The following is a 23,280-nucleotide window of genomic DNA, read 5'->3' on the forward strand; positions in this document are numbered from 1 at the left end:
GATCGGGGCAGGCCGTCGGGGTCGTTGCGTGGGGCTACTTGACGATCTTGGCGCGGAAGGGTCCGCCGATGCTGTTGAACAGCAGGTCGCCGTTGCGGAGTGCTTCGATGACGGCGTAAGCGCCGTTGCCGAGGTTGGATTGGCCGAAGATGGTGCGGTGCACGGTCTCTCCTGTCTTCCAGTCCAGGCCGGTGACCTCCCAGCCGTCGGCTTTGCTGTAGCCGTTGACGAACACGATCCCGGTGGCGGTGGAGACGGCCGGGACCATGGAGGTCGAGGCGACATCGCCGCGTGCCCACACCGAGTTCCAGCGGTGTCCGGCGGGGTCCCATTCGAAGCGTTGCATGCCGTGGGGCGGGGTATCGACCGGGCCGTTGGCGAGTACGTCGATGAGCCGGTCGGGTTGGCCGCCACTACCGATATTCTGGACCACGAACGCACCGTTCCCGCTGACCACGACCGACTGTTCGGATTGCACGAATTCCGGGAGCGGGTCGGGCAGCCCCGCGGTCACCTGGACCTGATCGGCGATGCGATTGGACTTGGTGCCGGGCTTCTGCTGAAAACCTTCGGGAATCTTGTTGCGCCAGAACGCGACCAGATGCATCTGGTCCGCGCCGTCGGTGATCACGACCAGCTCGTCGGACTCGCCGTCGAATCCCATCAGGGTGGGGGTGGACCCGGTGCCGGTGCCGAACTTCACCGCCGGGGGGCGACGACCGGTGTCATAGGGTGAGGACCAAGCGCCGTCGGCTTCGTCGGTCGAGAGTTTCGAGCCGGTCCACACGATCTTGCGCATGACCTTGTTCGAGGCGATATAGATACCGTTGTGCTCGTCGACCGACATCGAGTTCGACACGGTCTCGTCGTCACCGAAACGCACCCGCTGCGGGGCGGCGTCGAGGTTGGTGCGGTCGAAGGCCAGCAACTCACGCGTGGAGCCCACGAGCAGATGCCCGTCGTAGGTCAGGTTCACCCCGACCACGTTCTCCGGCAGGCCCGTGGCGGTCGTGCCGGCACCCAGGAACGGCTTCAGGTCGAGGTGTTTGATGACCTTGACGCCGTCTTCGGGCTTGTCGTTGTTCTCGAGCCCGAAGACGTACAGCTGGGAGTCGTTTGTGGTGTAGTAGACGCGATTGTCCTTGTCCACCAGGCTGTAGACGCCGTTGGCGATACGCGTCCAGTTGATCCCGCCCCAGTCCTGATCCACCGCGTTCTGGATCTGGGCGACGTCGGTGAAGTTCTGATTCAGCACCGCGTCCAGCGCCGGTGCGGGGATCGACGCGATGCCGGGGGCGTCCATTCCCGCGACTTCCTTGAAACCGCCGCCGGAGACATCCACATAACGCACGCCCGCGGACGAGGAGATCCACCGATACTTCGGGTCGGTGCCGGCCAGGGTGATGATGCTGACCGGACCCACCGCGACGCGCGGCATCTGCGCCGGATCGATGTGGAAGGTGCCGCGCGGCACCGGATCACCGAAGCTGTCGGACTGGCCCGAGTCCAGATGGGTGACCGCGTACTTGTCCGCGGCCAGATAGGGATTGCGCGCCGGGCCCTTCCCGGCGGCGGCCGTCGGCGACGAGGTACCCGACGAGCCGCTGTCCGAAGAGTTGCTACTGCAGGCCGAGCCCACCAGTACCATGGCCAAAGCCAATGCGGCGGCAGCGGTTCCCGTGCGCAGATATCGAGGCGTACTCACCCGTGCATCACTCCTGTCCCTCGCGGCCGAAAGAACGCGAACTCACAGCTGGAAAGCCAGAAGCCGCTGCCGCTCGCCCGTCGAGGGCAGCGATCACAACCGGGCAGAACGAACAGAAGGCTCCAAAGCCCAGCGAAGGTAACACGCCTGTTCAGCGGGCCGGGAAATTAGTAGCCAGCGTGTTGCCATCGATGTTCGAGTACTCGAGGCAAGTCTGGCCGACGTCTGAATGACGGCTCAGGCAGGCTGACAGGTCGGGCACCAGAAGAGGTTTCGGGCTTCCATCACCGCGTGCAGAACGGGAGTTCCGCACACACGGCAGGGCTCGCCCACACGACGGTAGACATAGGTTCGAGGGCGGTCGGCCGCGTAAGAAGGGGCGCCGTGATCGTGTTCGGGCCGGACCACATGCATCTTTCCGCGGCGGACGCCGATGGGCATCAACTCGGTCAGGTCGGTCCACATGGCATCCCATTCGATGCGGGACAACGACTTTCCGGCGAGATGCGGTGAAATGCCCTGGCGGAAGAGGACTTCGGCACGATATACGTTGCCCACTCCGGCCAGGACCTTCTGGTCCATGAGCAGGGCGCCGATGGGGCGCTGGGAGCGCTGGATTCGCGCGAAGGCCCGGTCGGGGTCGGCGTCGCGACGCAGCGGGTCGGGGCCGAGGCGAGCGGTGAGGGCGGCCACCTCCGGGTCGTGGAGGATTTCGCAGGCTGCCGGTCCGCGCAGGTCGGTGCCGTGTGCTTCACCGGTACGACCCGCGCCGATCAGGCGCATGCGGACCTCGCCGACGGGGGCGTCCATGGGGACGGCGGATTCGGTGAACTTGCCGTACAGACCGAGGTGAATGTGCAGCGTGACGCCCGAATCGTAGTGGTGGAGCAGGTGTTTACCCCACGCTTCGGCGCGGGTCAGGACGCGGCCGTCGATGAGGGCCGCGCCGTCGGCGAAGCGGCCCTGGGGGCTCGAGACTCGGACCTGACCGCCGGCGAAGCGCTTGTCGTGCAGCTTCGCCAGGCGGTGCAGCGTATGGCCTTCCGGCACAGGTCAGTTCGGCAGCGCGGGGGCGACGCCGGTCTTCTCGTACTCGGCGAGGATGTCGATGCGGCGCTGGTGGCGCGGCTCGTCCGACCACTGGGTGGTCATGAAGGCGTCGACGATGGCGAGGGCTTCCTCGGTGGAGTGCATGCGGCCGCCGATGCCGAGCAGCTGGGCGTTGTTGTGCTGGCGGGCGAGCTGCGCGGTCTCCACGCTCCAGCCGAGGGCGCAACGCGCGCCGGGCACCTTGTTGGCGGCGATCTGCTCGCCGTTGCCGGAGCCACCGAAGACGAAGCCCAGCGAGCCGGGCTCGGCGACGACGCGGCGGGCCGCCTCGATGCAGAAGGCCGGATAGTCGTCGAGGGCATCGTATTCCAGCGCGCCGCAGTCGACGACGTCGTGGCCCTGGCCCTCCAGGTGAGCCTTGACGTGGTTCTTCAGTTCGAAGCCGGCATGGTCGGCACCCAGGTATACGCGCATGGCTGCGATTCTGTCAGCCCGCGCGCGACCGCCCGCGCAGGGGGCTGTCACCACCGGAATACGAGGTGTGAGCCACTCGCGGCGAGGCCGACCCGCCGACGCGCGCGAACGTACTATCCAGGCATGACGTCCGACGACAGTTCATCCACGCCGAACGCCTACGGGGGGCAATCCGCTGGAGGAGATCAAGGGCAGCCGCCGAGCGGCGAACAGCCCACCGCCGTCCATCCCAGCCAGCCGACCGGCGGGTACGCCCAGCCGACGACTTCCTACCCCGCCGCGCAGCCCACCGGCGCCCAGCCCGCGTGGAATCCCGTCACCGGCATGTCCGGCTGGGATCCGCGGGTGGGCCCGCCGGGATGGGCTCCGCAGCAACCGTATTCGCCGCCGCCCCCGCCCGTGGTGCAGACCGGCATCCGCGGCCTGTCCCCGTTCGGGATGCCCGCGCGGCACAGCTGGGAGATCCCGCTGCTGGTGATCGTGATCATCGCCACCGTGCTGGCGTACCTGCTGGCGCTGCTCGCACTGGTGTCGGGTAGCTCCAACCAGATCGTGCTGGTCCTGGCGTTCGCGCCGCTGCTGGTCTACCTCGGCCGCGGTATGAACTACGCCGCGCAGCGGGTGAACGGCGTGAGGATGTCGCCGACCCAGTTCCCCGACGGCTTCCGCATGGTGCAGGAGGCGGCGGCCCGCTTCGGCATGACCAAGGTGCCGGACGCCTACGTGGTCACCGGCAACGGCCAGATCAACGCCTTCGCCTCCGGGCACGGCTTCCGCCGCTACGTGGTCGTCTACAGCGACCTGTTCGAAGTCAGCGGCGCGGCACGCAATCCCGAGGCGCTGGCCTTCATCATCGGCCACGAGGTCGGGCACATCGCGGCGGGCCACGTCTCGTACTGGCGGCAGCTGGGCATGTTCCTCGCCCCGTTCCTGCCGATCCTGGGCAGTTCGCTGATCCGCTCGCAGGAGTACACGGCCGACAATCACGGCTTCTGCAACCGCCCGCAGGGCGCGCCGACGGCCATGCAGACGCTGGCGGCGGGCAAGTACCTGAACAATCTGGTCAGTTTCGACGAGATGGCGGACCGCGCGCCGCAGGAGAAGGGCTTCTTCGTCTGGATGGCGAATGCCACGGCCAGCCACCCGGTGCTGACCTGGCGCATGTGGGCGCTGCGCGACCGCAGCCGCCACGGCAAGCTGTTCTGGCGTCCCGACGCCCCGCCGCGTCCGCCGGTGGCCGGGCCCTACGGCGCTCCGCAGCCGTACGGCGGCCCGCCACCCCAGTACGGCCAGACCACCACGTATCACGAGTACCGGCCGCAGTGATCACCCGATCGGGTGGGGTCTGTTCCCACGGACCCCGCCCGATCTGCGTCTACAGCGCCGAAAACCCTGTGCCTCAGTCGAAGGCGGGGTCCTCGGTGCGGGTCCGCTTCAGCTCGAAGAAGTGGGGGTAGGAGGCGAGCGCGACGGCGCCGTCCCACACCTTGCCCGCCACCTCACCGCGCGGGATCCGCGAGAGCACCGGACCGAAGAAGGCCACGCCGTTGATGTGGATGGTCGGCGTGCCGACATCCTGGCCGACCTTGTCCATGCCGGCGTGATGCGAGGCCTTCAGCTCTTCGTCGTATTCGACGGAGGTGGCCGCGGCGGCCAGCTCGGCCGGCAGCCCGACCTCGGCCAGCGACTCGGCGATGATGACCTCGATCAGGTCGGCGCGGGGCCCGTCCTGCTCGTATTCGGCGCGACGGTTGTGGAAGCGCGTGCCCATGGCGGTGTACAGCGGCGCCAGCACCTTGTCGCCGTGGTCGCGGGCGGCGGCGATGGCGACCCGGACCGGGCCCCAGGCGGTGCGCAGCAGCTCCACGTACTCGGGCGGCAGGCCCTCGCGGCCGTCGTTGAGCACGCCCAGGCTCATGACATGGAAGTTGACGTCGATATCGCGGACCTGCTCGACCTCGAGGATCCAGCGGGAGGTGATCCAGCACCAGGGGCACATCGGATCGAACCAGAAGTCGACCCGGTCCTTTTTGGTGTCGCTCACAAGGAAGTCCTTTCACAGTCGACGGCCGACACACGGCCGTTCTCCTAACGCAACGCCCGGGATCGTTGCCGATATTTCCGCTCCGCCCGACTCGCCCGGGTCTAGGGTCGAAAGATCGGCCTCGCCGGGAGGACGGCCACATCCGGTGCAGCGATCCCGGCCGCGTGAGCAGGGAGGTTTCGTATGACCAGTTCCAGGTTCGTCATCGCGGGAGGTGGGCTCGCCGCGGCGAAGCTCGCGGAAGCCTTGCGGGCCAATGACTTCGACGGCGCGGTGACCCTGGTCAGCGCCGAGGAGCATCTGCCGTACGAGCGTCCGCCGCTGTCCAAGGAGCATCTGCTGGGCAAGAAGTCGCTGTCCGACTTCACCGTGGACCCGTCGCAGTGGTATCGCGACCATCACATCGAATTGATGCCCGGCACCACCGTGACCGGACTGGACCGCGGCGCCAAAACCGTTGCGCTGCCGGATGGTACGACGCTGCCCTACGACAAACTGGCGCTGGCCACCGGCTCGCGCCCGCGCATGCTGCGCATGCCCGGGGTGGACGCGCGGGGCGTGCACGTGCTGCGCACCATCGAGGATTCCGACGCCCTGCTGGCCATGTTCGGCGAGGTCCAGCGGCTGGCGGTGATCGGCGCGGGCTGGATCGGACTCGAGGTGACGGCGGCGGCGCGGGCGGCGGGCGTGGAAGTGACTGTGCTGGAAGCGGACTCGGTCCCGTTGCGGGCCGCGCTCGGCACCGAGATGGGCGAGGTGTTCGCGGGCCTGCACCGCGCGCACGGCGTGGACCTGCGCACGGACGTGAAGGTCAGCGAGATCACCACCGCCGACGGCCGCGCGACCGGTGTGCTCCTGGACGACGGCACCCGCATCGAGGCGGACGCGGTGCTGGTCGCGGTGGGTGCGCGCCCCAATATCGAGCTGGCCGCCGATGCCGGGCTGGCCGTCGACGGCGGTGTCCTCGTCGACGAGAGTCTGGCCACCTCGGACCCCGATATCGTCGCGGTCGGCGATATCGCCGATCAGCAGCATCCGGTGCTGGGTCGGCGAATCCGGGTGGAGCACTGGGCGAACGCGCTCAATCAGCCCGCCGTGGCGGCCCTGACCATGCTCGGCAAGCCCGCGGTGTACGACCGGCTGCCCTACTTCTTCACCGATCAGTACGACCTGGGGATGGAGTACACCGGCTACGTCTCCCCCGAGCAGCGGGCGCGCGTGGTGGTGCGCGGTGATCTGGCCGGACGCGAGTTCGTGGCGTACTGGCTCGATCCGAACAATCGGGTGCTGGCCGGGATGAACGTGAACGTATGGGATGTCACTGACAAGATCAAGGAACTGATCCTGAGCGGCCGGGCCGTGGACCCGGACGCCCTGTGACCACCGTCACACCTGATGGGCTGCGCGATACGTCGATCCGGCGTGCGGGGCTCCGACCTGTATGCGAGAGCGCCACCGCGGCGCGCCGACGAAGGAGCCGACCATGAAGTACATGCTGATCAAGTCCTACACCCCGGCCGCTTTCTGCGACACCCCGATCCACCAGTGGGCGCCCGAGGAGATCCGGGCGCACATCGACTTCCAGCGCACCCTGGGCGAGCAGCTGGCCAAGTCCGGCGAACTGGTCGAAGCCCAGGGCCTCGCCGACCCGGGTCAGGCGATCACCGTCAGTTCCGACGGCCGGTCCGCGCCGGTGGTCACCGACGGCCCGTTCCCCGAGACCAAGGAGCTCCTGGCCGGCTACTGGATCATCGATGTCGACACCCCCGACCGGGCCGTCGAGATCGCCGCGCAGGCCTCGGCCGCACCCGGCCCCGGCGGCAAGCCGATCGGCGAGTACATCGAGGTCCGCCAGATCATGTGCGCCCCCGCCCCCGAACTCTGATGCCGCACACCGCGATCGAGGACCTGCTGCGCGAACTCGCCCCGCAGGTCCTCGGCGCGCTCGTCCGCCGCTACGGCGATTTCGACGCCGCCGAGGACGCCCTCCAGGAAGCCCTGCTCGCCGCCGCCACCCAGTGGCCCGCCGAGGGCCTGCCCGACAATCCGCGCGGCTGGCTCATCCAGGTCGGCGCGCGCCGCATGGTCGACGCCATCCGCGCCGATTCCGCCCGCCGCAACCGCGAGACCGCCGACGCGATCCGCGACCCGGAACGCCTGGGCACGGCGACGCCCGACCCGGCCGACGCGGTGATCACGGCATTGTCGGAGACGGGGCTCGACCAGCTGGCCGCCGCACCCGGTGCGCACAGCGCGCCCGCGACACACGGGGTGTCCGGCATTCGCGGCACGGCCGATCCGGGCGGCGCGGTCACCGGCCGCACCGCCCGCGATACCGGGACCGAGGACCGGGACGACACGCTCACCTTGTTCTTCCTGTGCTGTCACCCCGCCCTGTCGCCCGCGAGCGCGATCGCGCTGACCCTGCGTGCGGTCGGCGGGCTCACCACCGAGGAGATCGCCCGGGCCTTCCTGCTGCCGGAACGCACCATGGCGCAACGGATCACCCGCGCCAAGAAGCGCGTCGCGGAGGAGGACCGCCCCTTCGCCATGCCCGCGGAGTCGAACGGTCAACGCGGGGAATGGAATACGCGCCTCGACAGCGTGCTGCGGGTGCTGTACCTGATCTTCACCGAGGGCCACACCAGCGGCGGTGAGCGACTGCGCCGCGGCGACCTGTCGAGCGAGGCCATTCGCCTGGCGCGGGCGCTGAACCGCGTGCTGCCGGACAATCCCGAGGTCACCGGCCTGCTGGCGCTCATGCTGCTCACCGATGCCCGGCGCGCCGCCCGGACCGGGGAACACGGCGAACTGGTCCCGCTCGCCGACCAGGATCGCGGGTTGTGGGACCGCGAAATGCTCATCGAGGGCGTGCGATTGGCGACCGCCGCGGTGCGGAGCGGGCTGATCGGCCCGTATCAGATCCAGGCCGCCATCGCCGCCCTGCACGCCCAGGCGCTGCGGCCCGAGGACACCGACTGGCCGCGAATCCTCCTGCTGTACAACGCCCTCGAACGCCAGTCCCCCAACCCCATGGTCACCCTCAACCGGGCCGTCGCCACCGCCATGGTGCACGGTCCGCAGGCCGGGCTGGACCTGACCGACACCCTCACGGAGTCGCTGGCGGGCCATCATCGTCTCGACGCCGTACGCGGCCATCTGTACGAAATGGCCGGGGAACCCGAGGAAGCCATCGCGGCCTACACCGCCGCCGCGCGCCGGACCACCAGCCTGCCCGAGCGCGACTACCTCACGATTCGGGCCGCCGGCCTGCGCCGCGGCTGACGCGCCACCTCAGGCGGCGGCGGTCCGGAAGGCGGTCGGGCTGACGCCGCGGTGACGTTTGAAGGCGGCCGAGAACCCGAACGGATCGGCGTAGCCGACGGATCGGGCGATGGTGGCGATCGTCAGGTCGGTGTCGGTGAGCAGTTCCTCGGCCTCGTCCATCCGTGACTCGGTGAGGTAGGCCAGCGGCGGTTGCCCCATGACAGCGGTGAACCGTTTGGCGAAGAGCGCCCGGGAGACACCGGCTTCGGCGGCCAGCGAGGCCACGGTCCACGACGTGCCGGGCACGGTGTGGATGGCTTGCAGCGCGGGCGCGATGACCGGATCGGCCAGGCCGTGGAACCAGGTGGGGGCCTCGGATCCGGCCTGATCGAACCAGGTGCGTAGGGTGCAGACCAGGCTCCAGTCGAGCAGGCGGTCCATCATGGCCTGCGAGCCCGCGCTCTGCGCGACGGCGGACACGGCGGCCGATTCGAGCCAGTCGCAGGAGTCGGCGTCCTCGCGGACCACCAATACCGGTGGGAGCGTGCGCAACAGGCGCTCGTGGCGACGGAAGGAGGTGCGGTAGGCCCCGACCATCAGCGCGGTGGCGTCGGCGTCACTGCCCCAGTGGATTCCGCCGAGTTCCTCGACCGAGCATTCGGAATCGCTGGTGAAGCAGGAGATCTCGTATTCGGTCGGCGCGAGGGCACGATTCGATCCCCGGGCCGCTTCGGCATCGAGATCACCTGATACGAGCCGGAATTCGCCCGGACCGCGCACCAGCGCCGTGTCCCCGGCGTCGAGCTGCCAGGTGCTGCCGCCGGGCAGCAGGAGCGTGCCGCCGCCCCGCATCACGGTGACCATGGTCAACGGCGCGCGGTCGGCGAATCGAATCGTCCACGGCGCGGGCATGACCGCGTGCGTGACCACGGAGCCTTCGGCTCGAATGCCGCTCAGCAGTTTGCTCAGAGGATCCACTCCACCGAGGGTAGACGAATTCCTATCGAAGGGAGCGTTCCACCCATGGATCGTCTACGCCGAGGCGGGTGTACTGGGTTCACAGCATGAACAACCGCCCCGATCCAGGAGGAACCCCTTGTCGCACGACACGCTCGACCGGCACACCCGCACCGCCCTGGTCGTGGTCGCCCACCACCGATCCGATTCCCTCACCGCCCATCTGGCCGCCCGCGCGGTCGCCCGGCTGGAGACCGACGGCTACCGCGTCGACCTGCTGGATCTGCGGGCCGAGGGCTTCGATCCCCGCATGATCGAGGCCGACCAACCGGATTGGGGCAATCGCGAGAAGCTCTACTCCCCCGAGGTCCACGAGCACATGGACCGCATCCTCGCCGCCGACGTGGTGATCGCGGTCTTCCCGGTCTACTGGGCGAGCGTGCCCGCGCTGCTCAAGGGCTGGATCGACCGCGTGTGGAACTACGGATTCGCCTACGGCCGCAGCAAACCTCGCCTGGCCGGCAAGCGCATCCTGTGGCTCGGCCTGGCCGGGATGGCCGGGGGCGACCCGCTGGTGGACTTCCTCCAGCAGTCGCTGGAGGGCCAGCTCAATATGGGAATCGCCTACTACTGCGGCTTCTCCCACTCCGCCGTCGGCCTGCTGCCCGACGCCGAGGAACGCCGTCAGCGGCTCGACGCCGACGGGCGACTGCTCTTCGACCCGGTCACCGTCGGCGCCGAACGCGTGGCCCAGTACGCCGGACTGGAGCGCCGGGCCGACGAGTTCGTCACGAACTTCCTTGCCGCCGAGGCGGTTCCGGTCTAGACTCCGGTCCAGGCGTTGCCGGTGATGAGTTCGTAGGCCTGCTTGTACTTCTGGCGGGTCACGTCGATGATGTCGGCCGGGATCTCGGGGCCCGGGTACTCCTTGTTCCACCCGGTGGAGGTGGACCAGTCGCGCACGAACTGCTTGTCGAACGACTTCTGCGGGCGGCCCGGCTCGTAGTCGTCGGCGGGCCAGAAGCGCGAGGAGTCCGAGGTCAGCACCTCGTCGCCGACGGTGAGAACGTCACCGTCCCAGCCGAGTTCGATCTTCGTGTCGGCGATGATGACACCGTTGGCGGCGGCGTGGTCCGCGCCGCGCGAGTACATCTCGAGGGTCAGGTCGCGCAGCTTCTCCGCGACCTCCTTGCCCTCCTGGTTCACCACGTCGGCGAAGCTGATCGGCTCGTCGTGGCCCTCGTCGGCCTTGGTGGTGGGGGTGAAGATGGGTTCGGGCAGCTTGTCGCCGTCGCGCAGGCCCGGCGGCAGCGCGATGCCGGACACGGTGCCGGTGCGGTTGTACTCGGCCAGGCCGCCGCCGGTCAGGTAGCCGCGCGCGATGCACTCCACCTTCACCATCTTCAGCGGCTTGACCCGTACGCCGCGGCCCGCGAACTCGGCGGGCACGTCGGTGGTGGACAGAATGTGGTTGGGCACATCGGAGAAGAAGCCGAACCACCAGTTCGACAACTGGGTGAGCAGCGCGCCCTTGTCCGGGATCGGGGTCGGCAGCACCACGTCGTACACCGACACCCGGTCGGATGCGACCAGGATCAGCGAATCGCCGTCCTCGTACAGGTCGCGCACCTTACCGGCGTGGATGTGCTTCAACGGTCCTCCTCATGCTGGGCGATAGCTGCCGTCGCCCAGCCTAGTGGGTGGCCGTCCTCGCATCGGACACGCCCAACCGCCCGACCCCGGGCATGGCAAGCTGGCTACTGCCGCACAGTTCTCCGAGAGCTAAGGAGCCTCCTTGTCCGCACCGAATCTCACCCGCGAGCAGGCCATCGAACGCGCCGCCACGGTCCAGGTGGAGAACTACAAGGTCGAGCTGGACCTCACCGGCCAGCCCACCAGCGCCGACGCGCCTCGCAGTGAGACGTTCCACTCGAAGGCGACGGTGACCTTCACCGCGACGCCGGGTGGGCAGACCTTCATCGACTTCGTGGGCGCGGGCCTGCGCTCGGCCGTGCTCAACGGCGTCGACCTGGACGTGAGCGGCTACGACGAGGAGCAGGGCCTCACCCTGCCCGACCTGGCCGCGAACAACGAGCTGGTGATCGAGGCCGACGGCGAGTACTCCAACACCGGTGAGGGCCTGCACCGTTTCGTCGACCCCACCGACGACAAGATCTACCTGTACTCGCAGTTCGAGACCGCCGACTGCAAGCGCATGTTCGCCTGCTTCGACCAGCCCGACCTCAAGGCCACCTACGACATGGTCGTGACCGCGCCCGAGGACTGGGAGGTCATCTCCAACGGGGCCGTCACCGGCACCCACCGGCTCGGCGCCGTCGTCCGCCACACCTTCGCCACCACCCCGCGCATGAGCACCTACCTGGTCGCCCTCATCGCCGGACCGTACGCGAAATGGACCGACTCCTACCAGGATTCGCACGGCGAGATCCCGCTCGGCATCTACTGCCGCGCCTCGCTGGCCGCGTTCATGGACCATGAGCGGCTCTTCACCGAGACCAAGCAGGGCTTCGGCTTCTACCACGCCAATTTCGGTGTGCCCTACGCCTTCGGCAAGTACGACCAGCTGTTCGTGCCCGAATTCAACGCGGGCGCCATGGAGAACGCCGGCGCCGTCACCTTCCTCGAGGACTACGTCTTCCGGTCCAAGGTGACCCGCGCGTCCTACGAGCGCCGCTGCGAGACCGTGCTGCACGAGATGGCGCACATGTGGTTCGGCGACCTGGTCACCATGAAGTGGTGGGACGACCTGTGGCTGAACGAGTCGTTCGCCACCTTCGCGTCGGTGCTGTGCCAGGTCGGCGCGACCGAATACACCAACGCCTGGACCACTTTCGCCAATGTCGAGAAGTCGTGGGCGTACCGGCAGGACCAGCTCCCGTCGACCCACCCGATCGCCGCGGACATCCCGGACCTGGCCGCCGTCGAGGTCAACTTCGACGGAATCACCTACGCCAAGGGCGCTTCCGTGCTCAAGCAGCTGGTGGCCTACGTCGGCGAGGAGCCGTTCCTGGCCGGTCTGCGCGACTACTTCACCGAACACGCCTACGGCAACGCCACTTTCGACGATCTGGTGGGCGCGCTGGAGAAGGCGTCGGGCCGCGACCTGTCCGACTGGGGCGCGCAGTGGCTCAAGACCACCGGCCTCAACATTCTGCGTCCCGACTTCACTGTGGACGCGGACGGCGCCTTCACCTCCTTCGCGGTCGTGCAGGACGGCGCGGAGCCCGGCGCGGGTGAACGGCGTGTGCACCGGCTCGCCATCGGCATCTACGACGACCAGGACGGAAAGCTGGTGCGCACCAAGCGCGTCGAGCTCGACGTGGACGCCGCCGCGCGCACCGACGTGCCCGAGCTGATCGGTGTCGGCCGCGGCAAGCTGGTGCTGGTCAACGACGACGACCTCACCTACTGCTCGGTCCGCCTCGACGCCGACTCGCTCGACACCGTGGTGGCGCGCATCGCAGACATCGCCGAACCGCTGCCCCGCACCCTGGCCTGGTCCGCGGCCTGGGAGATGACCCGCCAGGCCGAGATGAAGGCCCGCGACTTCGTGGCGCTGGTGCAGCGCGGCGTCGGCGCGGAAACCGAGATCGGCGTCGTGCAGCGGCTTCTCATGCAGGCGAGCACCGCGCTCAGCGCCTACGCCGACCCGGAGTGGGCGCGCACCGAGGGCTGGCCCGCCTACGCCGACCGGCTGCTGGAACTGGCCCGCGCCGCCGGTGCGGGCTCGGACCACCAGCTGGCGTTCGTCAACGCGCTCACCGGCGCGCTGCTGTCCGAACAGCACATCCAGGTGCTGCGCCAGCTGCGCGCGGGTGACCCGGAAGGCGTGGACCTGCCAGGTCTGACCGTCGACACCGACTTGCGCTGGCGGATCACCCAGGCGCTGGCCGCCGCCGGAGCCATCGACTCCGACGGCATCGAAACCCCGGTCATCGACTCCGAACTCGCCCGCGACGACACCGCCGCGGGCCGTCGGCAGGCCGCCGCCGCCTCCACCGCCCGCCCGCAGGCGGCGGTCAAGGAATCGGCGTGGGACACCGTCATGGGTGACGACACGGTCGCCAATATCACCGCGCGCGCCATCGTCGCGGGCTTCGCGCCCGCGGGCCAGTCCGAACTGCTGCACCCGTATGTGGAGCGGTACTTCGCCGATATCGCCGGGGTGTGGGACCGCCGGTCCAGCGAGGTCGCCCAGACCGTCGTGGTCGGCCTCTACCCGCACTGGGCCGTCAGCGAGGAAGCCGTCGCCGTGGCCGACAAGTTCCTCGGCGGCGACCACCCGCCGGCGCTGCGCCGCCTGGTGGTCGAGGGCAAGGCGGGCATCGAACGCTCGCTGCGCGCCCGAGCCTTCGATCGCGGCTAGAAAGCACTGTCAGCAATACATTTCGCCAGCGGCCCCCTTCCGGAAATTCCGGAAGGGGGCCGCTTCCCGTTGTCGTCGCTCGGCGAACGCTGCTGTGAGCGGATCTGCTCACGGCAGCGTGGCGGGACTTCCCGGGCCGGGCTGCGGCACCGTGAAGGCATGGCAGACAACAAGACTCCGATGTTCAACTGGAGCACCAGGGAACAGCTCTTCGCCCGGCGGGTCCTGGTGCTGGACGGCGGGCTCGACGACGACAACGGCACGCTGCTCATGACCCAGCTGCTGACGCTGGCCGCGGAGGACCCGGAGGCGCCGATCTCGCTGTGGATCCACTCGCCCGGCGGTTCGGTGCCCGCCATGCTCGCCATCCGCGACGTGATGCGGCTGGTGCCGTGCCCGGTCTCCACCCTCGCGCTCGGATTGTCCTGCAGCGCCGGGCAATTCCTGCTCTCCGCCGGCACCCCCGGCCACCGCTACGCCCTGCCGCACGCCCGCATCCTCATGCACCAGGGCTCGGCGGGCATCGGCGGCAGCGCCGTCGAGGTGGAAGTCCAGGCCGACGACCTGCGCTACACGGTGCAGACCGTGCTCGGCCTGATCGCCCAGGACACCGGCCAGCCCTACGACCAGATCTTCGAGGACTCGCTCCACGACCGCTGGTTCACCGCGGAACAGGCCCGCGACTACGGCTTCATCGACCACATCGTGGACTCGTTCCACCAGGTGGTCCCCGCGCGACAGAAACTGGGGATCTCGGCATGAGCACCTACACGATTCCGAACGTCATCACTCGCGACCCGCGCGGCGAACGGATCATGGACGTCTACTCGCACCTGCTCAGCGAGCGCATCGTCTACCTCGGCACCCCCATCGACTCCGGCGTCGCCAACGCCCTCATCGCCCAACTCCTGCACCTGGACGCGGAAAGCCCCGGGCAGGACATCAACCTCTACATCAATTGCGAGGGCGGCGAACTGCCCGCCATGCTCGCCATCTACGACACCATGCAGCACATCTCGTCGCCCGTCGTCACCACCTGCGTCGGCCAGGCCATCGCCGTCGGCGCGGTCCTGCTCGCCGGTGGCGCGAAAGGCCGCCGCAACGTGCTCCCCCATTCCCGAATCGTCCTGCACCAGCCCGCGATCCGAGGCCAGGGCACCATCCCCGACCTCATCCTCCAAGCCGACGAAATCGTCCGCATGCGCGCCCAGATCGAAGCCATCCTCACCACCCACACCGGCCAAACCCCGGAAACGCTCCGCCGCGACACCGACCGCGACCGCGTCTTCACCGCCGAAACCGCCATCGACTACGGCCTCGCCGACCAACTCCTCGGCCCGCGCTGAATTCCGGAACGCCCGCGCCGGCAGTGTCGGCGCGGGCGTAGCGCGAATCAGCGTGTCGCGGCGCGGGTCAGGCGGCCAGCGACAGCATGACCTGGCCGGCGTAGCGGTGCGGCACGGCGGGCGGCGCGGTGGGGGTCAGGCCGGTGCGCAGGAGCTCTTCGGCGACCTGGCGGGTGAGTCCGCCGACACTGATGCCGAGGGCTCCGGCCAGGGCGGCGATCATCTCGCTGGAGGGTTCCTTGCGGCCACGTTCGATCTCGGAGAGGTACTGCGGCGAGATACCGGCTCGCCCAGCGGTTTCGGTGAGCTTCTCGCCGAGATCCAGCCGCATCGAGCGCAATCGGTCGCCGAGCGCCTCGCGCAACAGGGGTTCCCGGTCCGCGCGCTCGCGGGCAGGCGCGGGCGATGCCGTGGGGCGTACCGACCGGCCCGCTCGATCCAGACCACCGGGAAGCGCCTTCAGGCGCGGATGCTCGGACATACACCGAGCGTAAAGTGCCTGGCCCGGCCGTCGCGCCTCGATCTGCTGAGAGCGAACTCCTCGGCGAACTTTCGAAGCGCCATACACACGAAAGGACGCCCGGGGCTCGAGCCCCGGGCGTCCCTCGTCAGATCGGAACCGGCTAGACGCGGCCGATGGCGGCGGCCATCACGCGCACCGCGGAGACCAGGCCGTCGATCAGCTCACCCTGACGGAAGGAGCTGGTGGCGGCGGTCGCGCCGAGCTGGCAGACGCGGTCGTTGGCGCGCTCGGCGATCTCGTGGCCGGAGCGGACCTCGACGGAGCTGGTGTTCGGGTCCACCGCGATCAGGACCGAACGGGCGGCCTCCGGGGTGGCCGGGAACAGCGCGTCCACGCCGGCGGCGGAGTCGGCGCCCAGGTCGCCGATGTAGACGTTGAAGCGCACCTTGGTGGCGCGGGTGGCGTCGGTGAGGGCATTGTCCATGAGCAGCCGCTCACGGTCGTTGAACGGCGCTTCCTTGAAGACGTCGCCGGCCTCGTGCACGCCGGAGACGCGTCCGCTGGAGGTGAGGGCGTAACCGTGCGGAAGGTCGGCCTCGTTCACCGCGGGCCAATTAGAACTTGCCACTTGCCCGGCCTCCGATCAGCTCCGCGTTCGCGGTCTCGATAGCCGCATGGTGTCCATGCGAATCAGCAGTGTCGTGGTGGCCGGATCCGGTCACCTCGTCGGTCGCGCTCCACAGCACCGGCGGCTGGGTCCACTTCGCACCGAGTTCGTAGTGTTCCGGCTTCTCGCCGGGCAGCGGCTTGCCGAGGAACGACAATCCGGCGATCGCCAGATAGATCGCGACCGGGATGCCGACGTAGATCAGCACTGTCTGGAGAATGCTCACGGGCCAACGGTAGTCGATCGCGCCATGACTACTACGACCGGTAAGGGTTAGTGCGGCCGTGTCGTGACATTCACCTTTCGGACCGGCCGGAACCTCACCGATCAGACCAACCAGGCCGTCGAGTTCGCCGGAAGTTTGCGATCGGCCAGCGGCGCGCTGGTCAGCAACACCTCCCCCGTCGGCAACAGAATCGGCGAGTCGGTGGCATTGAGCACGCACAACAGTCCACCCTCGCGCCGGAACGCCAGACAACCCGGCGGGCTCCCGTACCACTCGACGCCCGACCCGGCGAATTCCGGACAGACAGCCCGCAATTCGATCGCCATTCGGTACAGCGACAGCATGGAATCCAGCCGTTCCAGCTGCCGCTCCACGCTCATCCCCGCCCACTCCCGCGGCATCGGCAACCACGGCTCACCCGTCGTGAACCCGAACGGGGGCCACGGGCCCTCCCACGGCAGCGGCACCCGGCAGCCGTCGCGGCCGCGCACGGTGTGACCGGACCGCTCCCAGGTGGGGTCGCGCAGCGCCGACTCCGGCAGATCGTCCACATTGGCCAGGCCCAATTCGGCTCCGTTGTAGACGAATACCGCACCCGGCAGCGCCAGCTCCAGCATGATCATGGCCCGCGCCCGGGCCTGCCCGACCGGGCCGTCACCGTAGCGGGTGACCTCGCGTTCGATGTCGTGATTGGACAGCGTCCAGGTCGGCGTCGCGCCGACGCCCGCCACCGCGTGCAGCGAATTGTCCACGGCCGTGCGGATGCGGTCCGGGTCGAACGGCGTCTGGGCGAGGCGGAAGTTGAAGGCCAGGTGCAGTTCGTCGGCGCGCACGTACTCGCCGAAGCGGGTGTTGTCGTTGACCCACACCTCGCCGATGGCGACCGCGTGCGGATACTCGTCCATCACCTTGCGCACACGCCGGTGGATCTCGTGCACCCCGGCGTTGTTGAAGCGCGGATCATCGTCCTCGAGGTGCAGCATGCGGGTGTCGATGCGCGCCATGTCCGGCAGGCCCGGGGGTTTGGCCATGCCGTGCGCGACATCCAGGCGGAAACCGTCCACGCCGCGATCCAGCCAGAACCGCAAAGTCTGTTCGAAATCGATTGCGACCTCCTGGTTCTCCCAGTTCAGGTCCGGCTGCTCGGGCGCGAAGATGTGCAGGTACCACTGCCCGGGCCTGCCGTCGGGTTCACGCACCCGGGTCCAGGCCGGGCCGCCGAAGATGCTCGGCCAATTGTTCGGCGGCAGTGCGCCATCCGGGCCGCGGCCGTCCCGGAACCAGTAGCGCGCCCGCTCCGGACTGCCCCGCCCGGCCGCCAGCGCCTCCTGGAACCACCGGTGCTGATCGCTGGTGTGATTCGGGACCAGGTCCATGGTCACCCGCATGCCCCGATCGTGCGCCTCGGCGATGACCTCGTCCAGGGCGGCCCGACCGCCGAACAGCGGGTCGATGTCGCGCGGGTCGGACACGTCGTAGCCGCCGTCGGCCATGGGCGAGCGCATCACCGGGCAGATCCACAGGGCGTCCACGCCGAGCAGCTCCAAATAGCCCAGCTTGTCCCGCAATCCGCCTAGATCGCCCACACCGTCGCCGTCGGAGTCCGCGAAGGAACGGGGATACACCTGGTAGAACACGGCCGACCGCCACCAGGGGTTTTCGGCGAGATTGTCCGTCACAGCGGTAATGGTGCCAAAGCACAGCGGCTTTCGCGGGTCCGTCGGAAGGACTTGTCCAGTTTCAGCAAATGATCAGCGGACAGCCACGACCGACCGGAATCCCCGTGGGAAGCTGCGACTTCTGGGTGCGAAATCAGAAGGGCGAGTTCATGAGCGAATTGGCGGCCATCTCGAAGTAGTCGAGCAACTGCTTGCGATGCGCGTCGTCGAGCACCTCCGGCTCGATCTCCGCCACCGCGATGCGCATGGCCCGCAGCCAGGCATCCCGCTCGATCGGACCGACCTTGAACGGGTGGTGCCGCATCCGCAGCCGCGGGTGGCCACGCTCGTCGGAGTAGGTGCGCGGGCCACCCCAGTACTGCTCCAGGAACATCCGCAACCGACGCTCGGCCGGGCCGAGGTCCTCCTCCGGGTACAACGGCCGCAGCACCTCGTCCTCCGCCACCTCGCGGTAGAAGGCGGCCACGATCCGATGGAACGTCGCCTGGCCGCCCACGGCCTCGAAGAAGGAGATTTGAGTCTGCTCGCCAGAAGTCACGCCCCCATTCTGCCGTGTCCGGTCCGGCCCGCACCCCGTCCGGGTCGGATCCAGCGCCGCCCAGGACACCGGTGAGCTACCGAAAAATGCCCTGTCAACGCCCGGAAACCCCGGTCCCAGCGATTGTCACGCGGTGTTCATCCGAATGTGTCTGACAATGTGTCGAAAGAGATGGCATTGTGCGCCGTTCCATGGTCAACTGGGTGGCAGTCTGCCGAGATACCACACAATCGGACGAATACGAAACCGGGGTATGGCCCATGAAGCAGCGGCACGGCGCCCGTGAGGCGCGGACGCATCGACAACTCCAGCCCGCCGATGTCCACAATCGTGGGTCGGGGGCTACTCCGCTGCACTTACTGTCCGAACATTCTCATGCCGAGCATCATCCGGGCGCTCATCCCGAGCCCGCCCATCCGGGCGACCACCGCGAACACTCGCATCACCCTCCCACCGCAGCACCCGTCCCCGCCTGGGCCAAACGCCGCGTGCTGCTGCTCAACGCCACGTACGAGCCACTCACCGCCCTGTCCGCGCGCCGCGCCATCGTGCTGCTGATCTGCGACAAGGCCGATACGGTGCACGACAATCCGGAAGGTCCGGTCGTGCATTCCGCCGGGACCTCGGTGTCGCTCCCCTCGGTCATCCGACTACGCAACTACGTGCGCGTTCCGTACCGGGCACGGGTACCCATGACCCGAGCCGCGCTCATGCATCGCGACCGCTACCGCTGCGCCTATTGCGGCGGCAAGGCCGAAACCATCGATCACGTCATTCCGCGCAGCCGCGGCGGAGCCCATTCGTGGGAGAACTGTGTGGCGTCCTGCGCGCCCTGCAATCACCGCAAAGCGGACAAGCTGCTGAGTGAACTGGGCTGGGCTCTGCACCATCCGATGGTCGCGCCCAAGGGCCCGCACTGGCGGTTGCTGTCGGCCAGTTCCGAGCTGGACCCGACGTGGTTGCAGTATCTGGGCGAGGGCGCGGCCTAGCCGTCACTCGCCCGTCGGCAGCCCGGCGTCGGCGGCCAGTACGCCGAGCGCACGCTGTAAGGCCGTGCGCTCGTCTGGCCGCAATCCGGCGGTGAGTTCCGTGTCGAGCTCCCGCGCGGCCTTCTCACACGCCGCGAGCAGGGCATGTCCCTGTTCGGTGAGCGTGAGCACCTGCCGTCGGCGATCCGCGGGGTCCCGCACGCGTTCGATCGCGCCCAGCCGTTCCAGGTGATCGGCCAGCGCCACCACCAGACTCGGCGCGACGCCGAGCCGGCCCGCCAACTCCTGCTGCGAGGCGGCTTCGCCGTGGCTCAGCGCGGTCATCAGACCCGCGTGCTTGGGCTTGAGGTCGAGCGGTTCGATGCGCGCGGCGAAGCGGTCGGCGACCACCGCGCCGACGGTGCCCAGGCGGAACGCGACGGTCTTCGGGAGCCCGGTCGACTTCTTGACATCGTTCACGGGTCCGATGATACTTCTGCTCGAACCATTCAGAGTGTGAATGATTATTGGAGTGAACGATATGGACGCGTACACGGGAATCGCCATCGCCAATGGAGCGGTCGCCTTGATCTCCGGAATCTCCAGCGTGGTGGGCATGGCGCGGCCCGCCCTCGCGGTGCCGGACGGCGGCCAGATCAACGCGGGGACAAGGTTTTTCGCCTACGGATACGGGGCGCGGGCGGTGCCGCTGAGCATCGTGGTGCTGATCCTGCTCGCGGTCGGTGCGCGCTCAGGGCTCGCGCCGGTCCTCATCGTGGCCGGGCTGGCTCAGATCGGGGACGCGATCATCGGTGCCGGGCGGCGCAATTGGCCGATGGCCGCCACCTGCGTCGGACTGGCGGCGGTGCATCTGCTGTCCGCCTGGTGGCTCACGATGCAGTGAAAACCCCTCGGCGACAAGGTTGTTCGAGGATCAGCTGTATTCGCTGACGAGCAGCGCCCAGGTGCCCGGTTCAAGGGCTTCGAAGACGTGCGGCATATCGCCGGGGTAGCAGATGTAGTCGCCGGGTTCGAGCTCGACCGGATCCTCGGCGAGACCGACCTTGGCGCGACCGGCGCACAGCACGATGTGTTCGACGACGCCGCGCGAGTGCGGGACCGAGTCACGGGGATGGCCGGGCTCGGCGGTGACGCGATACACGTCACGGCGCGCGGCGGGCGGGGAGGCCGCGAGCAGCGTGGTCCGATACTCCGATTCGGCCGAGGCGAGCACCGGGCCCTCGCCCGCGCGAATCACCTGCACCTGCGGCGTCGGCGGATCCAGTAGCCGCGAGAACTGGATGTCGAGCGCGATGCACAGCGCCCACAGGGTTTCGATGCTGGGATTGCCCGCACCCGATTCCAGCTGGGACAGCGTGGATTTCGCGATCCCGGCCCGCTTGGCGACCTCGGTCAGCGAGAGCCCGGAACGGGCGCGCTCCCGGCGCAGCGCGGCGGCGATCGCCTCCTGCGGAGACGGCGGGATCGCGTCCGGCGGGGACGCCGCGGCCCCCGCGGGAGACGCCGGTGCGGAGCGGTCGGGCTGCTGGGTCATGGTGGCGTTCACAGTACCGGCCCGGGCGGCCGCACCCTTTCCTCCGGCACGCCCCTTTGACGAACCCGGCCGGGTGTGTTCATTATAGAAAACATGCGTTCGGCATGGCGAACACTCGATCGGGGTGTGCTCACAGGAATCGCGGCGATCTGCCTGGCAGTCGCCATGATCGGCGTACCCTACGGCGCTACCGCCGTGACCTCGGGACTGCCCGGCTGGCTGCCGGTTCTCCTGAGCGTGGCCGTGGTGGCCGGGGGCTCGGAATTCGTCTTCATCGGCATCCTCACCGCCGGCGGCGGGCTGGTCGCGGCCGTGCTGGCCGGACTGCTGGTCAATGCGCGGCATGTGCCCTACGGGCTGTCCCTGCCCGATGTGGTCGGCACCGGCTGGCGGCGACTGCTCGGGACCCACGTCATGAACGACGAATCGGTCGCCATGGCCTTGGCCCAGCCCGACCGCGACCGCCGTCGCGCCGCCTACTGGCTGTGCGGGCTGGCCGTTCTGGCCGCTTGGCCGCTCGGCGCGGCCGTCGGCTCGATCCTCGGCTCGGTCGTGCCCGACCCGAACATCTTCGGACTGGACGCCGTCTTCCCGGCGGTGCTGTTCTCCCTCGTCCTTCCGGCCCTGCGCGACTCCCTCACGCGCACCGCCGCATTGGCCGGTGCGGCGGTGGCGGCCGCGACCACGCCGTTCCTCGGCGCGGGCCTGCCCGTGCTGCTGGCGCTGGGCGCGGTGCTGCTGGTCGCCCGCCGTGCGGGGACCGACGACGCCACCGCGGATTCGACCGTGAGCGCAGCCGGATGACCAAGACCCTGTTGATGGCCACCATGGCACTGGCCCTGGGCACCTTCGCGTTCCGGTTCGCCGGGCCGCTCCTGCGGAGCCGCATCCGGATCTCGCCGCGCACCGTCCGGCTGCTCGAGATCGCCTCGGTCGTGCTGCTCACGGCGCTGGCCGTGACCACGCTGATGCCTTCGGGCGGAAGTCAATTCGGGTGGGCGATGCCCGCCGGTGTCCTTGTCGCTGCCGTGCTGGCCTGGCGGCGAGCGCCGCTGATCGTGGTGATCCTGTCGGCCGCGGTCGTCACCGCCGGGCTACGGATGCTCGGCGTGCACTGATCTCCACTCGGGAATTCAGCGCTCCGCTCGGGAACCTCAGCGGCCGAGCAGGTCCGCGATGCGGGTCCAGGAATCCTCGGCGAGTTCGGCGCGGTACCAGTCCCGGCCCGGGTAGACGTAGCCGTGCGGGGCGTCCTCGTAGACCACGATCTCGTGCGGAATGTCATTGACCGTCAAGGCTTCTTCGAGCTCGTCACGCGCCTCGGCGTCGATCAGCGGGTCCAGGCCGCCGAAGAACAGCAGGATGCGGCCGGTGATGCCGGGGGTGGCCTCGATGGTCGGCTCGGGGGTGGACAGCGGGATATCGGTATTGGTGAGCCAGCCGGGATAGAAGGCGGCGGTAGCGGCCAGCGGGAGTTGCGTCGCGGCGTAATAGGCGACGTGGCCGCCCGCGCTGAAGCCGACCATGTTCAGGGAGGTGGCCTCCCGGCCGCGCAGTTCGTCGAGGCACGCGGAGATGTCCGAGAGCACGTCGGGGCGGCTCAGCGTGCGCAGCAGTGCCAGGCCGCGCTCGCGACCCTCTCCCCCGAACTCCAGGTCGGCGCGCGGCGCCTCGCGATGGAACAGGTCCGGCAGGATGGCGATCGCGCCGAGGGCCGCGATGCGCTCGGTGGCCTGCTTCGCGGTGGCGTGCAGGCCGTAGATCTCGTGTCCGACAACGACTCCCGGGTAAGCGCCGGGCTCGGCGGGGTGAGCCACGTAGGCGCTCATCACGGTGTCTCCGACCTTCAGGTCGACCCACCCGGTCTCGATCGCGACAGCTGTCATATGCCAAACGTAGTGCGGCTGGCGGGGTCACGGGCCGTCGAACCGGCGATGTGTCCCATCGAACAGCC

The 23,280-nt window shown here is 68.9% G+C and carries 26 protein-coding genes; 12 read left to right on the forward strand and 14 right to left on the reverse strand.

The window, feature by feature from the left end; translation table 11 throughout:
- Positions 1–34 precede the first annotated feature (34 nt).
- The 3 genes from ACWEOI_RS24665 to ACWEOI_RS24675 all read right to left on the reverse strand — a co-directional run bounded on the left by ACWEOI_RS24665 (position 35) and on the right by ACWEOI_RS24675 (position 3,229).
- Positions 35–1,705 (reverse strand): hypothetical protein, encoded by a 1,671-nt coding sequence (locus tag ACWEOI_RS24665; RefSeq protein WP_452361143.1) that lies wholly within the window; start codon positions 1,703–1,705, stop codon positions 35–37.
- A gap of 237 nt (positions 1,706–1,942) precedes the next feature.
- Positions 1,943–2,755, reverse strand: coding sequence for an Fpg/Nei family DNA glycosylase (locus ACWEOI_RS24670; protein WP_452361144.1), 813 nt, complete (start codon positions 2,753–2,755; stop codon positions 1,943–1,945).
- Between the two features lie 3 nt (positions 2,756–2,758).
- Complete coding sequence (locus ACWEOI_RS24675; protein ID WP_379167202.1) at positions 2,759–3,229, reverse strand: ribose-5-phosphate isomerase; 471 nt, start codon at positions 3,227–3,229, stop codon at positions 2,759–2,761.
- A 324-nt stretch (positions 3,230–3,553) separates the two neighbouring features.
- Here ACWEOI_RS24675 and ACWEOI_RS24680 point away from each other — a divergent pair, with 324 nt between their 5' ends.
- Positions 3,554–4,555, forward strand: a complete 1,002-nt coding sequence (locus tag ACWEOI_RS24680) for a M48 family metalloprotease (RefSeq protein WP_433673268.1) — start codon at positions 3,554–3,556, stop codon at positions 4,553–4,555.
- A 73-nt stretch (positions 4,556–4,628) separates the two neighbouring features.
- Here the strand turns inward: ACWEOI_RS24680 and ACWEOI_RS24685 are convergent, their stop codons facing one another.
- On the reverse strand, positions 4,629–5,273 hold the full coding sequence (locus tag ACWEOI_RS24685; protein ID WP_357090284.1) for a mycothiol-dependent nitroreductase Rv2466c family protein: 645 nt from the start codon (positions 5,271–5,273) through the stop codon (positions 4,629–4,631).
- 183 nt (positions 5,274–5,456) lie between these two features.
- Here ACWEOI_RS24685 and ACWEOI_RS24690 point away from each other — a divergent pair, with 183 nt between their 5' ends.
- The 3 genes from ACWEOI_RS24690 to ACWEOI_RS24700 all read left to right on the forward strand — a co-directional run bounded on the left by ACWEOI_RS24690 (position 5,457) and on the right by ACWEOI_RS24700 (position 8,558).
- On the forward strand, positions 5,457–6,653 hold the full coding sequence (locus tag ACWEOI_RS24690) for an NAD(P)/FAD-dependent oxidoreductase (RefSeq protein ID WP_404204497.1): 1,197 nt from the start codon (positions 5,457–5,459) through the stop codon (positions 6,651–6,653).
- A 103-nt stretch (positions 6,654–6,756) separates the two neighbouring features.
- Positions 6,757–7,158 (forward strand): YciI family protein, encoded by a 402-nt coding sequence (locus tag ACWEOI_RS24695; RefSeq protein WP_433671660.1) that lies wholly within the window; start codon positions 6,757–6,759, stop codon positions 7,156–7,158.
- Positions 7,158–8,558, forward strand: coding sequence for an RNA polymerase sigma factor (locus tag ACWEOI_RS24700; RefSeq protein ID WP_452361145.1), 1,401 nt, complete (start codon positions 7,158–7,160; stop codon positions 8,556–8,558). The genes ACWEOI_RS24695 and ACWEOI_RS24700 overlap by 1 nt, the downstream gene beginning before the upstream one ends.
- A gap of 9 nt (positions 8,559–8,567) precedes the next feature.
- On the opposite strand, the gene ACWEOI_RS24705 is transcribed toward ACWEOI_RS24700, so the two are convergent.
- A complete protein-coding gene (locus tag ACWEOI_RS24705) occupies positions 8,568–9,518 on the reverse strand; it encodes an AraC family transcriptional regulator (protein WP_452361146.1) in 951 nt (316 codons plus the stop codon).
- A gap of 118 nt (positions 9,519–9,636) precedes the next feature.
- Here ACWEOI_RS24705 and ACWEOI_RS24710 point away from each other — a divergent pair, with 118 nt between their 5' ends.
- On the forward strand, positions 9,637–10,323 hold the full coding sequence (locus ACWEOI_RS24710) for an NAD(P)H oxidoreductase (RefSeq protein ID WP_452361147.1): 687 nt from the start codon (positions 9,637–9,639) through the stop codon (positions 10,321–10,323).
- Here the strand turns inward: ACWEOI_RS24710 and ACWEOI_RS24715 are convergent.
- Positions 10,320–11,150: a phosphoribosylaminoimidazolesuccinocarboxamide synthase gene (locus ACWEOI_RS24715; RefSeq protein WP_433593268.1), complete on the reverse strand. Its 831-nt coding sequence runs from the start codon at positions 11,148–11,150 to the stop codon at positions 10,320–10,322. The two genes, ACWEOI_RS24710 and ACWEOI_RS24715, sit on opposite strands and share 4 nt — an antisense overlap.
- Before the next feature lie 142 nt (positions 11,151–11,292).
- Between ACWEOI_RS24715 and pepN the strand changes: the two genes are divergently transcribed.
- The 3 genes from pepN (at position 11,293) to ACWEOI_RS24730 (ending at position 15,230) form a co-directional block, all read left to right on the forward strand.
- Positions 11,293–13,884 carry an aminopeptidase N gene (gene pepN / locus ACWEOI_RS24720; protein ID WP_452361148.1) on the forward strand — a complete coding sequence of 864 codons (2,592 nt, stop codon included), beginning with the start codon at positions 11,293–11,295 and terminating at the stop codon, positions 13,882–13,884.
- Positions 13,885–14,043: 159 nt separating this feature from the next.
- The gene (locus ACWEOI_RS24725) at positions 14,044–14,646 is read left to right on the forward strand and encodes an ATP-dependent Clp protease proteolytic subunit (protein WP_433671652.1); all 603 of its coding nucleotides are present in this window, start codon (positions 14,044–14,046) and stop codon (positions 14,644–14,646) included.
- Positions 14,643–15,230 carry a ClpP family protease gene (locus tag ACWEOI_RS24730; protein WP_379270767.1) on the forward strand — a complete coding sequence of 196 codons (588 nt, stop codon included), beginning with the start codon at positions 14,643–14,645 and terminating at the stop codon, positions 15,228–15,230. Before ACWEOI_RS24725 ends, ACWEOI_RS24730 begins: the two co-directional genes overlap by 4 nt.
- Before the next feature lie 67 nt (positions 15,231–15,297).
- Here ACWEOI_RS24730 and ACWEOI_RS24735 read toward each other — a convergent pair whose 3' ends face one another.
- The 5 genes from ACWEOI_RS24735 to ACWEOI_RS24755 form a co-directional block, all read right to left on the reverse strand.
- A complete protein-coding gene (locus ACWEOI_RS24735) occupies positions 15,298–15,711 on the reverse strand; it encodes a helix-turn-helix domain-containing protein (protein ID WP_452361149.1) in 414 nt (137 codons plus the stop codon).
- A gap of 142 nt (positions 15,712–15,853) precedes the next feature.
- Entirely contained in the window at positions 15,854–16,321 is a 468-nt protein-coding gene (locus tag ACWEOI_RS24740) for a DUF5130 domain-containing protein (protein ID WP_433671648.1), read from the reverse strand.
- Positions 16,308–16,586 carry an aa3-type cytochrome oxidase subunit CtaJ gene (gene ctaJ, locus ACWEOI_RS24745; protein ID WP_357090307.1) on the reverse strand — a complete coding sequence of 93 codons (279 nt, stop codon included), beginning with the start codon at positions 16,584–16,586 and terminating at the stop codon, positions 16,308–16,310. Before ctaJ ends, ACWEOI_RS24740 begins: the two co-directional genes overlap by 14 nt.
- Before the next feature lie 101 nt (positions 16,587–16,687).
- Positions 16,688–18,265 carry a glycoside hydrolase family 13 protein gene (locus tag ACWEOI_RS24750; RefSeq protein ID WP_452361150.1) on the reverse strand — a complete coding sequence of 526 codons (1,578 nt, stop codon included), beginning with the start codon at positions 18,263–18,265 and terminating at the stop codon, positions 16,688–16,690.
- A gap of 133 nt (positions 18,266–18,398) precedes the next feature.
- Complete coding sequence (locus tag ACWEOI_RS24755) at positions 18,399–18,803, reverse strand: globin (protein ID WP_213557400.1); 405 nt, start codon at positions 18,801–18,803, stop codon at positions 18,399–18,401.
- Between the two features lie 260 nt (positions 18,804–19,063).
- On the opposite strand from ACWEOI_RS24755, the gene ACWEOI_RS24760 reads away from it, so the two are divergent.
- Complete coding sequence (locus tag ACWEOI_RS24760; protein ID WP_357279914.1) at positions 19,064–19,792, forward strand: HNH endonuclease; 729 nt, start codon at positions 19,064–19,066, stop codon at positions 19,790–19,792.
- A 3-nt stretch (positions 19,793–19,795) separates the two neighbouring features.
- On the opposite strand, the gene ACWEOI_RS24765 is transcribed toward ACWEOI_RS24760, so the two are convergent.
- On the reverse strand, positions 19,796–20,251 hold the full coding sequence (locus tag ACWEOI_RS24765; RefSeq protein ID WP_433671644.1) for a MarR family transcriptional regulator: 456 nt from the start codon (positions 20,249–20,251) through the stop codon (positions 19,796–19,798).
- Between the two features lie 52 nt (positions 20,252–20,303).
- On the opposite strand from ACWEOI_RS24765, the gene ACWEOI_RS24770 reads away from it, so the two are divergent.
- Positions 20,304–20,675 carry a hypothetical protein gene (locus tag ACWEOI_RS24770; protein WP_452361151.1) on the forward strand — a complete coding sequence of 124 codons (372 nt, stop codon included), beginning with the start codon at positions 20,304–20,306 and terminating at the stop codon, positions 20,673–20,675.
- 30 nt (positions 20,676–20,705) lie between these two features.
- On the opposite strand, the gene ACWEOI_RS24775 is transcribed toward ACWEOI_RS24770, so the two are convergent.
- Positions 20,706–21,326, reverse strand: coding sequence for a helix-turn-helix domain-containing protein (locus tag ACWEOI_RS24775; RefSeq protein WP_433671640.1), 621 nt, complete (start codon positions 21,324–21,326; stop codon positions 20,706–20,708).
- Between the two features lie 93 nt (positions 21,327–21,419).
- On the opposite strand from ACWEOI_RS24775, the gene ACWEOI_RS24780 reads away from it, so the two are divergent.
- A complete protein-coding gene (locus ACWEOI_RS24780) occupies positions 21,420–22,130 on the forward strand; it encodes an AzlC family ABC transporter permease (RefSeq protein ID WP_452361152.1) in 711 nt (236 codons plus the stop codon).
- Positions 22,127–22,444 carry an AzlD domain-containing protein gene (locus ACWEOI_RS24785; RefSeq protein WP_433671636.1) on the forward strand — a complete coding sequence of 106 codons (318 nt, stop codon included), beginning with the start codon at positions 22,127–22,129 and terminating at the stop codon, positions 22,442–22,444. Before ACWEOI_RS24780 ends, ACWEOI_RS24785 begins: the two co-directional genes overlap by 4 nt.
- Positions 22,445–22,480: 36 nt before the next feature.
- Here the strand turns inward: ACWEOI_RS24785 and ACWEOI_RS24790 are convergent, their stop codons facing one another.
- The gene (locus ACWEOI_RS24790; protein WP_452361153.1) at positions 22,481–23,212 is read right to left on the reverse strand and encodes a dienelactone hydrolase family protein; all 732 of its coding nucleotides are present in this window, start codon (positions 23,210–23,212) and stop codon (positions 22,481–22,483) included.
- Positions 23,213–23,280: the final 68 nt, after the last annotated feature.

The organism is Nocardia sp. NPDC004340, from assembly GCF_053602575.1.

Coding starts and splice junctions, on each gene's coding strand:
- ACWEOI_RS24775 (WP_433671640.1), bottom strand. CDS start 21,326: ATGACCCAGCAGCCCGACCGCTCCGCACCGGCGTCTCCCGCGGGGGCC.
- ACWEOI_RS24700 (WP_452361145.1), top strand. CDS start 7,158: ATGCCGCACACCGCGATCGAGGACCTGCTGCGCGAACTCGCCCCGCAG.
- ACWEOI_RS24680 (WP_433673268.1), top strand. CDS start 3,554: ATGTCCGGCTGGGATCCGCGGGTGGGCCCGCCGGGATGGGCTCCGCAG.
- ACWEOI_RS24675 (WP_379167202.1), bottom strand. CDS start 3,229: ATGCGCGTATACCTGGGTGCCGACCATGCCGGCTTCGAACTGAAGAAC.
- ACWEOI_RS24790 (WP_452361153.1), bottom strand. CDS start 23,212: ATGACAGCTGTCGCGATCGAGACCGGGTGGGTCGACCTGAAGGTCGGA.
- ACWEOI_RS24735 (WP_452361149.1), bottom strand. CDS start 15,711: ATGTCCGAGCATCCGCGCCTGAAGGCGCTTCCCGGTGGTCTGGATCGA.
- ACWEOI_RS24730 (WP_379270767.1), top strand. CDS start 14,643: ATGAGCACCTACACGATTCCGAACGTCATCACTCGCGACCCGCGCGGC.
- ACWEOI_RS24695 (WP_433671660.1), top strand. CDS start 6,757: ATGAAGTACATGCTGATCAAGTCCTACACCCCGGCCGCTTTCTGCGAC.
- ACWEOI_RS24690 (WP_404204497.1), top strand. CDS start 5,457: ATGACCAGTTCCAGGTTCGTCATCGCGGGAGGTGGGCTCGCCGCGGCG.
- ACWEOI_RS24780 (WP_452361152.1), top strand. CDS start 21,420: ATGCGTTCGGCATGGCGAACACTCGATCGGGGTGTGCTCACAGGAATC.
- ACWEOI_RS24760 (WP_357279914.1), top strand. CDS start 19,064: ATGAAGCAGCGGCACGGCGCCCGTGAGGCGCGGACGCATCGACAACTC.
- ACWEOI_RS24785 (WP_433671636.1), top strand. CDS start 22,127: ATGACCAAGACCCTGTTGATGGCCACCATGGCACTGGCCCTGGGCACC.
- ACWEOI_RS24725 (WP_433671652.1), top strand. CDS start 14,044: ATGGCAGACAACAAGACTCCGATGTTCAACTGGAGCACCAGGGAACAG.